This window comes from Moraxella sp. TY6 (assembly GCF_048551375.1).
Lineage (GTDB): Bacteria > Pseudomonadota > Gammaproteobacteria > Pseudomonadales > Moraxellaceae > Faucicola.
Window position 1 is genome coordinate 22,732 of the sequence record NZ_JBLYZJ010000016.1, and the last position, 13,675, is coordinate 36,406.

Below are 13,675 nucleotides of genomic sequence, written 5' to 3' on the forward strand. Positions count from 1 at the left end.
CTTTTTTAATTGCCACTATTTTAACACAAAAATTAAACTCTTATTTCCCCATGCCCAAACACAATCCATTTTTGCGAAGTCAATCCCTCAAGCCCCACAGGGCCTCTGGCATGGATTTTATCGGTCGAAATGCCAATTTCCGCCCCCAATCCATACTCAAAGCCATCCGCAAAACGGCTAGACGCATTCACCATCACACTTGCCGAGTCCACCTCACGCATAAACTGCAACGCCTTGCTATAATTTTCCGTGATAATCACATCGGTATGCTGTGAGCCGTGACGGTTGATATGGGCAATCGCCTCATCAATCCCATCCACCAGCTTGACTGCCAAAATCGGCGCAAGATACTCGGTATCCCAATCGCTATCAGTTGCCAATGCCAAATGCCCTTGCAACGCCTCATTGTTTTTGACCAAATCCAACGCTTGCTGTGATAAGCGAAACTGCATCGCCTCATCCGCTTGTACCATCGCCACGAGGATTTTTGCCAAATTATCGTTGGCAATTGGGGTATCCATCAGCAAGGTTTCCATTGTGTTACAAGTGCCATAGCGACTGGTTTTGGCATTGACGCTCACGCTAATTGCCATGTCAATATTGGCTTCACGGTCGATAAAAGTATGGCAATTACCGTCCAAATGCTTAATCACAGGGACTTTTGCCTCAAGGCTAATCCGCTCAATCAAGCCCTTACCGCCACGAGGAATTACCACATCGACAAATTTGGTCATGGTAATGAGTTCGCCCACTGCCGAGCGGTCAGTAGTTTCGATGACTTGCACGGCTGAGGCAGGCAAGCCGACTTTGGTTAGACCTTGTTGCACGCATTTGGCAAGGGCTTGATTGGAATAAAACGCCTCCGAACCGCCACGCAAGATAATGGCATTACCAGATTTTAGGGCAAGGCTTGATGCTTCGATAGTGACGTTGGGGCGAGATTCATAAATCATCCCCACCACGCCCAGTGGTACACGCATTTTGCCCAGTTGAATCCCCGATGGGCGGAATGTCATGTCAGTCACCTCGCCAATTGGGTCGGGTAGGGTAGCGACATCTTTTAGCCCATCACACATGGCTTCAAATCGGTTCTCGGTGAGTTCAAGGCGGTCGAGTAGGGCATCGTCTAGCCCTTTTTCACGCCCGTTTGCCATGTCTTGGGCGTTGGCAGATAAGATGTTGGCTTTATTGGCTTGTAGGGTGTCAAAAATCGCCAATAATGCGTCATTTTTGCGTTTGGTATTGGCACGAGCAAGGACGGCAGAGGCTTCACGAGCTTGTTTGCCAACGGTTTGCATATAAGTTTGGGTGTCTGACATATTTATCTCTTTAATATTAAAACAATGATTTTAAACAATTAATTAGCTACCACATCCAACATAATAAATAGGCAAATCTGCATGGCTTTCAAATTCTTCACCAAATCCTTCAAAAAAAACATGGTCGCCCAACTCTTTATTGACCATTTGGTTATGGGTTTTTTGCAGTAGTTCGATAGCCGTAAAATGCTGACCATTATCCGCTTGTAGTTTTGCTAAGATATCAACTTGATAACCATATTCATCTTCATAAGGCTCAGTATTGGTCACATAATCCAAGTCTTCAGCCGTCAATTCTTCATTGGCTAACAAATCTTGTTTGCCTTTTATCCATGCTTGATATTGAATATAAACTTGCGATAAATCTATAATGATTTCAGTCGGTTGCCATTTATCAGCAGTTTCAAATATTTTTATTTGATATTCGGTCACTTGCTCGTTGAATATCGCATTATTGGTATATGGCGTTTTATTAAAAGTCCAAGCGATAGCGTCTAACATGACATATTCCTTTTTATACTTTTAAAGATTGAAGTTGACTTTCAAAGCATTTTAACAGGAATTCTGGGCGAGTGGTTTATTTAATCGCTTAGTTAACACCAACCACCATCACACCCATATATTCGCTGTCATTGCGTTGTAATTCTTGGCTATACAGTGCCGAGGCTTGCCCACCGTCCAAAAATAACGCATTATCACAGCCCAACTGGGTTTTGAATACATTGGCAAATTGATAAAAACTCACAGGCGTATCACTAATCACCAATTTCACCTGTCCATCACGGCACACGCCTACGCCATTTCGCATTTTATACGAGGTGCTTTTGGGGTCAAAACTGGGATGAATCTTGCCATTAATCACCAACATCGGGCCCGATTGTGTGGCATACAGTGGTTTTTTGCCCGCTTGCAATAGCTTTGCCATCGCATTGCTTTCAGTCACATAAAAGCCTGTCTTATCCCACCAAAACACGCCATTTGGCATCAGATGGAAATTACCACCGCCTTGTTTTAGGTTTAATGAGCGAATTTCTTTGCCATTTATCACTGTATAGCCAATGGGAGCGAATTTTTCATCATACATGCCTGCATTCATACCAAATAGCAAGGTTTGTGGTTTAGTTTGGTCGGCTTGTGATTTACTTTGCCAATGAGTTGAAGTCGTAGGGGAGGCGAGGTATTGGCGTAATTGATTAAACGTGAGCAACGGCTGATGATTTGCCCCTTGCCATACAAGGCGTAATTGCGTATTGGCTTTGGGGTTGAATTGGCACAGCGTATAAGTGAAAGGCTGGCGAGCCTCGACACAGCTTGGCTTAGGATGAGGCTTTAAATCATTGACTGCCACCGCCCCCAAAGTCGCTCCTAACGCTAGCACGCTGATGATTATCAATCGCATCATGGTTATCTTTGTCATTTGCACCCCTTAACCCACCCCAAAACACCTATTATAAAGCAAGCGTTAGCGTTTGGACATCCTTTTACCCATGTTAAACTGGGTAAAAAATGCCAAAATATTTATGATTAAAGACTGTATTTTTATGCCAATCTGACTATAATACGCTCAAAATCACCTACACGCACCGCATTGACATCAAATCGTCAATAACTTGTGTTATACTCATGCAGTATAAATGATTAATTGTTTAATTTTACTCACCTCAACTATAAGGATACCTAACATGGCTATCGAACGTACATTATCTATCATCAAACCAGATGCAGTCGCAGGCAACCACATTGGCGAAATCTACAGCCGTTTTGAAAAAGCAGGTCTAAAAGTCGTTGGGGCAAAAATGTTGCACCTAGATGATGAAAAAGCAGGCGGATTCTATGCAGAACACAAAGAGCGTCCATTTTATGGCGACTTGGTCAAATTTATGACCTCAGGTCCAGTGGTGGTATCGGTATTAGAAGGCGAAAATGCGGTATTGGCTCACCGTGACATCATGGGTGCAACCAACCCAAAAGACGCAGCTGAAGGCACGATTCGTAAAGATTTTGCGACCAGCATTGACGAAAATGCAGTACACGGTTCAGACTCTACCACCTCTGCCGAGCGTGAAATTGCTTATTTCTTTGCTGACAACGAAGTTTGCCCACGCACTCGTTAATTCAAAAAAATAAATAGCAAAAAAAGCGGTTGAATCAGTTATTCAATCGCTTTTTTTATTGGTAAATTAGATAAGAATTGGTAAATTAAATCGTATGATTAATCAAATAAATTGATTGAAAAAACAACAATTTACAATATCTGTCTAAAAAAAGAACAATCGTAAGCCCAAAATTGTAACATCATGTAATCAATGGGTTTGATTAAATAGAACCTTGATTGTTTAAAAAATGAACAGATAAATAAACAACCTATTTTTCTTTAGTTTAATCAGTAATTTATAGATAGAATTTAATTGATTTAAATAAATCATAAATAATGTTTAGAAATGATGAAGAAACGTAACTTTTACATTCAGTCACAAAACCTGTGTATTATAAGTAACTGAAAATAGGTAATATACACACATCAAAGGGAAAATGATTAAAAAATATACAAGTATCGCAAACAAAGCAGTCAAAACAATCATCAAAATAATAATAAGTATATAACTAGAAGAAATCTAACAATAAAAATAACTAATGAATCCCCTTACCCACACCCATTAAGTTTCCCCACTTAATGGGTTAATTTTTTTAGTATAAATTAGAAAAACCAATTATACCAGTTCTATATATTAAATAAAATAAAATATTTGCATTAATTAAATAAATTAATGAATTATTGTTTGTTTATTTGGATATTGATTGCTATTTTGTCAAACGTGGTGAATAATTTACGATTTATAATCCATAATCATTCAATTAAATCAATCCGAGGTAATTATGATAAGAATTGGTCAAGGTATTGACGTTCACGCATTTGTCAATGATGGCACAGCCGAGCAGTTTGTGACGTTGGGTGGGGTTAAAATTCCGCATACCCACAGCTTGCTGGCACATTCTGATGGCGATGTGGTGTTACATGCTTTATGTGATGGGTTACTTGGGGCGTTGGCGTTGGGCGATATTGGGCAATTTTTCCCTGATAATGATGAGCGTTTTAAAAATATTGATTCACGCATTTTGCTGTCACAAGTGTATGAATTTATCAAAAATAAAGGCTATCAATTGGTGAATGCCGATATCACCATCATGGCAGAAAGACCTAAGATTTTACCGCACCGCCAAGCCATCCAAGCCAGCATTAGCGAGGTGATGGGCGTGGCGATTGACCAAATTAGCGTCAAAGCCACCACCACCGAAAAACTCGGTTTTACAGGTCGCCAAGAGGGGATTATGGTGAGCTGTGTGGTATTGTTAAGTGATGAATAAGGCTAAATTGTCATCGCCAATTTTGGCAAAATAGCTTATAATGGCGGTTCAAATTTTTATTATTTTGATAGGAATTACCATGACTGACAGCACCCAACCTAGCATTGAACAAACCATCCGTGACCAAATCGCTAATCATAGCGTCTTGCTATATATGAAAGGCACACCACAATTTCCACAATGTGGTTTTTCGGCTCGTGCGGTGGAAGTATTGACCCAAATCGGTCGTCCGTTTGCCTTTGTTAATATTCTTGAAAATCCAGAAATCCGTGCCACTTTACCAAAAATCGCTAATTGGCCAACGTTTCCACAGCTTTGGATTGCAGGCGAATTGATTGGTGGTAGTGATATCATCGCTCAAATGTTCCAAGATGGTGAATTACAGCCTTTGGTTGAAGCCAACAGCCAAGCGGTGTAAGCCCAGTCATGTATCAAGTCCTAGCACGCAAGTACCGTCCAAAAAATTTCCACCAGTTGCTAGGGCAAGACCATGTCGCTCGTGCGTTGACCAATGCCATTAACCATCAGCGATTGCACCACGCCTATTTGTTCACAGGGACACGAGGTGTTGGCAAGACGACCATCGCTCGGATTTTGGCAAAGTGTCTAAATTGCGAAACAGGTATCACCAGTGAGCCATGTGGCGTGTGTGCTACCTGCCAAGCGATTGATGCTGGGCGGTTTATTGACCTTATTGAGATTGATGCCGCCTCTCGCACCAAGGTTGAGGACACTCGAGATTTATTGGACAATGTGCCGTATGCTCCGAGTCAAGGTCGCTATAAAGTCTATCTGATTGACGAAGTGCATATGCTATCGACCCATAGCTTTAATGCCTTGCTCAAAACCTTGGAAGAACCCCCCGAACACGTCAAGTTTTTATTGGCGACCACCGACCCACAAAAACTCCCGATTACCATCGTATCACGTTGTTTACAATTCGTACTGCGTCCGTTGCCTCAGCCGATGTTGGCGGATTATTTGGGACAAATTTTGACCACTGAACAGGTCAAATTTGACGCAGATGCGGTATGGCAGTTGGCAAGCAGTGGCAAAGGCTCGGTACGTGATGCCTTGTCATTGACCGACCAAGCCATCGCTTATGGTAATGGTGAAATCCATGCTGATACCATTCGCCAAATGTTGGGTTTGATTGACCAAGCCGATGTGGTACAGTTATTGATGACCATTTATCAAGGGCAAACCCAAGCATTAAGCGACAGTATGGCGTTGCTACGTCAACAAGTGGTCGATGCCAAAGCCGTATTTGACCACCTTGCCGATGTGTTGCACCAAGTGGCATTGTTACAGCTATTACCCAATATTGACCTGCAACTTAATCGCCAACAAACCCAGCAATTACAACAACTTGCCCAGTTGCTTCCTGCTGATATCATTCAGCTATATTATGAAATCGTGGTCAAAAGCCGTGATACCATTGCCCTTGCCAACACCCCATTACAAGCCCTTGAAATGGCATTGCTTCGTTTGTTGGCATTTCGTCCGCTGACACCACAACAGCTTACCCCACAACAGACTGCCCCACAGCCGTCAATTTCACCGCCAGCAATATCCCAGCAAGCAATACCACCATCAGCCGAACCACAACCACTGCAATTAGCACCTGCCGAACTATCAGAGCCTTCTGTTGACCAACCTCAGCCCTTACAACTTGTACAATCACCACAATACTTAGATAGCAATGAAGTCGAGATTCAAGCGGTAATACCATCTGCGATATTGCCGATTAATGAATGTGATAATGGTGATTTCAATCATTTAGAAGGCGTAGATAATTTAGATAGCCTAGATAATACAGTTACTTTCGATAATATGGCTAATTTAGATGATACGGTTACTTTAGACGCTGACTTAGATAATATCGACACCTTAGGTATATCTGATTATTCTGATACGCCAATGCCATCCACTATTCCAAGTATTTTAGATGATGTCGAAGTAGTTAATTTAGCCAATGTCAATGCTGATGAGCTTGTTACTGAGAGTTTTGCTACTGAGAATTTCGCTACTGAGCATAATACTAACGTGGAAGTGGATAAGGTTGAAACTGAATCTGAAATTCAGCCAGTAGAATTTGTGATAAATACCACCTTACACCAAATTAAACAACCACTTGTTCAAGATTTAACAGGGGAATGGACAGCGGATAAATGGGATTTTTGGGTATATGAAGCCCGTGAACATGGCTGGCTTGCTGATGATGAATTGGTATTGGCAAAACGTGGCGTGATGCAAGGGGAGATTTTGGGTCAAAGTGAGTTTATCACCGATGAAAGTGTATTGACAGATACAGCGACTTTTAGCCAATTTCGCCAAAAACTTGAGGCAAAGTTTGTTGGTTTGCAGGTCAAATTGCATAAAGTTGCCCAAGCTGAGGTTGTCACGCCAGAACAGCACCAACAACAGCGAGATGCGTTGTTGCAGGTCAAAATGGTAGAACATATTGAAAAACAACCTGTTATGCAATATTTATCTCAGCAACATGCCAGTGTTGGTTTAGTAAAACTAAAATAAAGAATATTTTAATGTAACTAAAATATATGGGATTTTAACTAAAAAAACTTATAATAACAAAGCACTAACTTGCATAGTATGGTATGCACCCCTCAATAATCATAAAAAAAAATAACAATTCGCTTTAATTTACATTTAAAAAAAAGGTGTAATGACTTATAATAGTCACTTGGGTAACTGAATTTGACAGTTATTTTGGGTATGTTTTTTTTATAAACGTTGCAATACACGTTTGATACAGGATCGTTAGGTGACTTATGTTAGATAATCTCAGAGGTATGGCAGTCTTTGCCAGTGTAGTACGACATGGCTCATTTAGTGGGGCAGCAAAAGAATTGGGTATTACCACCAGTGCCGTCAGCCAACAAATCCGTTCATTAGAAAATGATATGGGCGTGGTTCTGCTTCATCGCTCGACACGTAAACTCAGCTTGACCGAGGCAGGCTCAAGCTTTTACGAATGTGCCAGAGATGTGGTAGAGGCTGCCGAGCAAGGGCGGATTCGTGTCAATCAATTGCGTGACGAATTGGCAGGTAATTTGCGTATCGCCACCACCCCTGAATTAGGGGTCAATCATATTTTGCCTGCACTCTCATCATGGATGTCGGCTCACGATGATTTGAATATTCATTTTGAAGCGGATAATCAATATGTCGACATGATTGAAGAGCGAATTGATATCGCTGTGCGTATGTCGCCCAATACCCATGATAATAGCGTGTCAATGTTTCCTTTGACCGAAGTGCGTCAAGTGTTGGTGGCTTCACCCCATTATTTACGCCAGTTCAGCAAAGTGACTGAACCAAAAGATTTGGCAAACTTGCAGATGATTGGGGTTTCATTGGTGAAAGACCCACTGCAATTGGATTTTACCAATGTTGAAACAGGTAAAAAATCCCGTGTGAAAGTCAATTCACGCATTCAAACCAATAATATCTTGCTTGCCACCACCTTAGCCAAAGAAGGTCATGGTATGGCTCGCATTATGTCATTGGATATCCAAAAAGAACTGGCAAATGGTGAATTGGTTGAAGTTTTGACAGGCTATCAATTGCCTAGCTATATGCTATATGCCGTCACCCCACGCCGTGAACAACAGCCTGCGAAAGTGGTACGCTGTCTTGAAGTATTGACCAAATACTTTGAAAAAGTATAAACTATCCATTATGAAAATAAAAAGGGCGTATCAAATACGCCCTTTTATTTTGCTTGATGCTTTAGTCCAAATTATTGTGCAGGCATCATACCCAGTGGGAGTTTCCAAATATAATATTGACCACTGTTGACAATACGTAGTTGCTCGTCAATCATCGGATCAGTTGGGTATTTGGCTTTAAATTGGGTAAGGCGTTGTAACGCACGGTCTTTTTTATCATCTAACAAATCTGCCTGTGCAAGGCTTTGGGTGGCTTCACGATAGCCCATGCTTTCGGCTTTTTCAAGGTATTTTGAACCCTCTTTAAAACCACCGCCTTCGGCTAACATCATGCCATATAAAAAGTTGGCTTCAGCAGTGTCATTGATGCGAATGGCTCGTGCCACATAGTTTCCTGCACGTACCGCATAATCTGAACCTAGGTCAAGGTTGCGTCCGATGGCGTTGATTTTGGCAGCACGTAATAACACGTCATACGAGGCGTTAGAATCTTGGGCATAATTTTCAATCCATGCTGTCAATTGTTTGACACGTTGAGTCGAATTATAGCGGTCAGTTGGATTGGTAAATACAGGTGGATAATGGCGTGCTTTGGGTGATACTTCTTTGAGGAAGTCATCCAAAATACTGACATCAAGGCTTGAATTATCAGCGGTGGATTTGCTAATCATTACCGTACTGAGCATGGCTACATCACTGATGCTGACGCTAGGCACAGGGACATTATTTGCCAAATTGTTGGTCAAATTTGTGCCACGAAGACTGAGGCTTTGAGCTTTTGGGTAGCTGATGTCAGTTAGTGTGGGTTCGCTGAGAATCGGCGTTAATGCAGAGCCAGTGTTTGAACTGGTGATGGGAGCAGGGGTTGTGGTAGTCGTGGTCTTTGCAGGGGTTTTAGCGGTGGTCTTGGTGGTAGTGGCTTTGGTGGGTTTGGTCACTTTGGTGGCGGCATTAGCATTGGCTAAAGGGTAGCTTGCCAAAACCAATAGCCCCAGTGAATAGCCAACAGATTTAACCGTTTTTTGCATTTGATAATCCTTGTAATATGTCGTATAAATAATAGGGCTGAGTTGCCAAATAGGGCGTTTGTCATCAGGCAAAATGCCGATTACATGACTCATCACATAATGGGAAATTTTGCCCAAAATGTCAGTAATGGTATTGTTAATTTTTCTCGCAATACAGCAGATTCATGCAACAATTAAGCTTGATGCTGACTTATACCTTGTCATTGCATGTCGGTTAGGTTGAGTGTGCGAACTCCAACATGATTCATAAATTATTTTAAGTTTTGGGCGTATGCAATACGCCCCTACCATAATGCTAATTTTACGAACTATATTTGCCAAATACTTAAACTCGATACGCCACGGCTTTCATACAGTTTGCCAAAAAACGCATCCCTGTGCGGACAGGTGGTGGTAATTTGCTTGCACCGACTTCGATGGCTTTGTCACGGTGTTGCAGTTCTTCTTTATCCATCTGTGCCAAAATTTCGGCACTGCGTTGGTCTTGTGGGGGGAGTTTTTGGATATGTTCTTGTAAATGTTCACTGACTTGAATTTCAGTTTCTGCGACAAATCCTAAGCTAAATTCATCCGAAATCACCCCAGCGACCGCCCCAATCCCAAATGACAACCCATACCATAATGGGCTAAAAATACTGGGGTGACTGCCAAGTTCATCCAGTCGAGTTTCACACCAAACCAAATGGTCAATTTCTTCTAATGCGGATTGGTGCATGGATTGACGCACATAGTCACGTTTTGCGGTGAATGCTTGTCCATGATATAGCCCTTGGGCACATACCTCGCCTGTGTGGTTGATACGCATTAGCCCTGCGACATGGCGAGATTCTTGTACAGAAAGCTGTGGAATATGGTCACTGGTGACAGGGAGGGGGCGAGTGCTAGGATTGCTGTGGGGTACAAATGAGCGTAACGCTCGGTCAAACACCATGATACCACGGTCAAGTTTGGATAATGTGGGGGTTGGGCTAGTTGAAGCCATGACATTCCCTCTAATAATCGGTTTGAAGTTGTTATCATTTTACCCAAATTATGCAGGTTTCGCTATGTCAATGAGATAAAAAAAGGGGGATGTAAAAATAGTCAGCATTATTTGCTCTTTTAAATCTCCCCCAACCCCTTCTTTATGAAAGAGGGGGCTTTGCTTTTTACATAAATCTGATACGAAAAAAAGCCCCACGATTAACGTGAGGCATTTTGTAAAAACAATGTCGAAAATAATTTTAGCTCGTTGGTAGCTGTGAAACGTAAGCTTCTGCCCCATTATTACCCAATAAGGCTTGGTCAGCTTTGACTAGTACATAACGCCCCGGAGCATTTTCGATGGTGTTGATATCTTTCCCTTGGGCGTTTTTGCCGACTACACGGGCATCAATTTCTTTACCTTCGTGAGGTTTGACCCATTCTGCCCAGTGATTCCACCAAGTGTCAGCAGTGTAAGTCGCTTCTTTATACCATTGGTCAGCATCTGCGGTGTAGTTAGGGTTGCTATAATAGCCGTATTTGCTACCCGGTGGGTTCATAATACCAGCGATATGTCCTGATTCACCGAGTACATAGACTTTTTCACCGCCAAATACTTGTGTACCTGGATAACAGCTTTTCCATTTGGCGATATGGTCTTGTAAGGTCGCTACCATATACACAGGGGTTTTGACTTTTGACAAGTCGATTTTGACCCCATCAATCTCAACGCCACCTGCTTTTCTAAGGTTGTTGTTGATATAAAACTCACGTAACAAGAAGTGATGTAAAGCGGCGGTCACGTTGGTACAGTCTGAGTTCCAATACAACAAATCAAACGGCATTGGACGCTCGCCTTTGAGGTAGTTTTGGACGTAATAGTTCCAGTATAGGCTGTTTTCACGGAGTAGGCTAAATGACACGCCCATCATACGCCCATCAAATACGCCTTTTTCGGTGTTTTGCTTATCAATGGCAGTGACGATTTTGTCATCAATAAACACGCCAATATCACCCGGATCACTAAAATCAATAATCGTTGCCCAAAGGGTGGCACTGGCGACTCTATCGGCTTGATTGGTGGCGGTTAAATAGGCTAGCGTGACAGCGGTTAACATACCACCGATACAATAGCCTGTGATATTGATGGTTTTTTCGCCTGTGATGGCTTGGATTTGATCCATAGCAGCCAACACACCATCTTTCATATAATTACCCATACTTACGTGCTTGTAAGCTGGGGTTGGATTTGCCCAAGAAATCACATACACGGTATGACCTTGACTGACCGCCCAATGAATAAATGAGTTATTCTCACGCAAGTCCATGATATAAAACTTGTTAATCCAAGGTGGCACCATCAACAACGGACGTTGTTTGGCTTTCTCGGTGGCAGGTTCGTATTGAATCAACTGCATCATATAATTTTCAAACACCACTTTACCTTTTGAGGTAGCGATGTTATCACCCACACGAAACGCACTTTGGTCAGTCATGCGAATGTTCAAGGTATCCGCACTGTTGCTCATGTCTTCGGCAAGTTGCTTCATCCCTTGTACAAGGTTTTGTCCACGAGATTCGATGGTCAACCGTAGCACTTCTGGATTGGTCATTAAGAAGTTGGTAGGGGCAACGGCATTAATCCATTGGCGAGTAAAGAAGGCAAGACGTTGGCGAGTTTTTTCATCCACACCTTCGACATTATCAATGGCTTCCATCATTGCTTGGGTGGTTAATAAGTAGTTTTGCTTTAAGAAATTAAAGATAGGATTGTCTTCCCATTCTTCATCGCTAAAACGCTTATCTCCTTTTTCAGGCTTTGCCACAGGCTCTGGCATTTTACCAACAAATTGTTGCATGGTATTTTGCCAAAGGTGCATTTGGTCTTTCATCAGTTGAGCTTGCTCTTCGACTAACTGCCCTGGATGATTGGTCATCATTTGAGCCATTTTTTTCCAACCATCCATCAAATCCATCGCAATCGAAGTATTGGTGTATTGCGGTGTTTGATTGGCACGCATCGACTGCTGGGCGATAGATTGGCTCAGTTTGGTCATATTGTTAAAAAACTGATTGTAAAAATCACCAACGGCAGGATTAATGGGAGGCAAGGTTTGGGTTACTTGGGTAAACGGATTGAACTTGCTCAAAAACTCTAGCGGATTTTGGGGCATGCCATAGTTGCTAAAGGGGGGGAGATTGTCTTTGTTGGATTCTTCTGACATAAATGGGGCTTCCTTTATTTACTTATAATCTATTTGTTTATCATCTTAAAAAAATGGTGAATTAGCCAAGCTAACCCACCAATTTACATATTAATTTATATAAAACCAATTACTTAGCAGTGGCGGTGGTTTTAGCTGTTGCTGGTTTGGTTGCTGAAGCAAGTGCTTCGCTAGCAGGTTGGGTGCTGTTTGCCATGCCTGCAGTGGCTTTTTTGGCAACACTGCTGATTTCGGTAGCAGTTTTGTTTAGGTTTTCGGTGGTTTGTTTGACGGCTTCGTTCATTTGTGAGGCAGCTTTATTGACGTTTTCGCTCACTTTACGACCGAATTCTTCAGCGGTTTTTGAGGCATTGGTGGTGGCTTGTTGCATGGCTGATTGCACAGTGGTAGCATTTTCACTGTAGATTTCATTCATGGCACTCATCACTTCATTGCGGATTTCGTTACCAAGCTCAGTCAAGCGTTGAGCATCTGCCAACATTTTTTGACCTAGCTCATTCATTAATTCAGTTTGTTTTTGGCTAAAGTTGCTGGCGGCTTCTGGTGAATCCACACTTGATACATTGCGTAGTTGCTCAAGCCCCATTTCTGAATAATGGCGGATAGATTCGATTGAAAAGTCAGTCATTTTTTCGGCATTTTTTAGCAAAGCACGATTAAAGCGGGCAAATGGCTCGTACATTTTACGAGTGGTATCATTGATATTCATGTTGTCAAAAAAAGGATTGTTTTGATTAAAGTTATTCATAGGAGGCTCCAAAAAGTTGTTTATAGAAGTTGTATGATTTGACAAACAAAAAATAGCCTAATAAATAGTCAAAGTTAAACGGATAATTCATAGAAATTAGTTAATTTTTTGGGGTATTTAAAGGCGATTAATTAATGACATTGATTTTATCAATTTAAACTTTTCTATAGTATATTTGCTGATTATTACAATAGCATGAAAACAAAAAAATTAAAACGATATTTGTAAACATTTGATGTTTTATGCGTGTGTTTTGTAATTTTTTGTTAAACTAATAAATGACCTTTGATAAAATCACATAATCAATAAAAAAAGGTTATAAAATAAACATTTT

Annotated in this window: 12 protein-coding genes; 5 read left to right on the plus strand and 7 right to left on the minus strand. The window is 41.6% G+C overall.

Going from position 1 to position 13,675, the window contains the following annotated elements; translation table 11 throughout:
• Positions 1-32: 32 nt before the first annotated feature.
• From ACK1U4_RS10455 to ACK1U4_RS10465, 3 genes are all read right to left on the minus strand, one after another.
• Positions 33-1,334, minus strand: a complete 1,302-nt coding sequence (locus ACK1U4_RS10455; protein ID WP_419401660.1) for a glutamate-5-semialdehyde dehydrogenase — start codon at positions 1,332-1,334, stop codon at positions 33-35.
• A gap of 27 nt (positions 1,335-1,361) precedes the next feature.
• Positions 1,362-1,820: a hypothetical protein gene (locus ACK1U4_RS10460; RefSeq protein WP_419401634.1), complete on the minus strand. Its 459-nt coding sequence runs from the start codon at positions 1,818-1,820 to the stop codon at positions 1,362-1,364.
• 88 nt (positions 1,821-1,908) lie between these two features.
• Positions 1,909-2,736, minus strand: coding sequence for a phosphodiester glycosidase family protein (locus ACK1U4_RS10465; protein ID WP_419401635.1), 828 nt, complete (start codon positions 2,734-2,736; stop codon positions 1,909-1,911).
• Positions 2,737-3,001: 265 nt separating this feature from the next.
• Here ACK1U4_RS10465 and ndk point away from each other — a divergent pair, with 265 nt between their 5' ends.
• The 5 genes from ndk to ACK1U4_RS10490 all read left to right on the plus strand — a co-directional run bounded on the left by ndk (position 3,002) and on the right by ACK1U4_RS10490 (position 8,377).
• Positions 3,002-3,433 (plus strand): nucleoside-diphosphate kinase, encoded by a 432-nt coding sequence (gene ndk / locus ACK1U4_RS10470; protein ID WP_419401636.1) that lies wholly within the window; start codon positions 3,002-3,004, stop codon positions 3,431-3,433.
• A 763-nt stretch (positions 3,434-4,196) separates the two neighbouring features.
• Complete coding sequence (ispF, locus tag ACK1U4_RS10475) at positions 4,197-4,685, plus strand: 2-C-methyl-D-erythritol 2,4-cyclodiphosphate synthase (RefSeq protein ID WP_419401637.1); 489 nt, start codon at positions 4,197-4,199, stop codon at positions 4,683-4,685.
• Positions 4,686-4,764: 79 nt separating this feature from the next.
• Complete coding sequence (grxD, locus tag ACK1U4_RS10480) at positions 4,765-5,103, plus strand: Grx4 family monothiol glutaredoxin (protein WP_419401638.1); 339 nt, start codon at positions 4,765-4,767, stop codon at positions 5,101-5,103.
• 8 nt (positions 5,104-5,111) lie between these two features.
• Positions 5,112-7,220, plus strand: a complete 2,109-nt coding sequence (gene dnaX, locus ACK1U4_RS10485; protein ID WP_419401639.1) for a DNA polymerase III subunit gamma/tau — start codon at positions 5,112-5,114, stop codon at positions 7,218-7,220.
• A gap of 257 nt (positions 7,221-7,477) precedes the next feature.
• Positions 7,478-8,377, plus strand: a complete 900-nt coding sequence (locus tag ACK1U4_RS10490) for a LysR family transcriptional regulator (protein WP_419401640.1) — start codon at positions 7,478-7,480, stop codon at positions 8,375-8,377.
• Positions 8,378-8,448: 71 nt separating this feature from the next.
• Here the strand turns inward: ACK1U4_RS10490 and ACK1U4_RS10495 are convergent, their stop codons facing one another.
• From ACK1U4_RS10495 to ACK1U4_RS10510, 4 genes are all read right to left on the minus strand, one after another.
• Positions 8,449-9,405, minus strand: coding sequence for a sel1 repeat family protein (locus tag ACK1U4_RS10495; RefSeq protein ID WP_419401641.1), 957 nt, complete (start codon positions 9,403-9,405; stop codon positions 8,449-8,451).
• Between the two features lie 325 nt (positions 9,406-9,730).
• Entirely contained in the window at positions 9,731-10,387 is a 657-nt protein-coding gene (gene coq7, locus ACK1U4_RS10500) for a 2-polyprenyl-3-methyl-6-methoxy-1,4-benzoquinone monooxygenase (protein WP_419401642.1), read from the minus strand.
• Positions 10,388-10,628: 241 nt separating this feature from the next.
• The gene (gene phaC, locus ACK1U4_RS10505; protein ID WP_419401643.1) at positions 10,629-12,593 is read right to left on the minus strand and encodes a class I poly(R)-hydroxyalkanoic acid synthase; all 1,965 of its coding nucleotides are present in this window, start codon (positions 12,591-12,593) and stop codon (positions 10,629-10,631) included.
• A gap of 109 nt (positions 12,594-12,702) precedes the next feature.
• Positions 12,703-13,341, minus strand: coding sequence for a phasin family protein (locus ACK1U4_RS10510; protein WP_419401644.1), 639 nt, complete (start codon positions 13,339-13,341; stop codon positions 12,703-12,705).
• Positions 13,342-13,675: the final 334 nt, after the last annotated feature.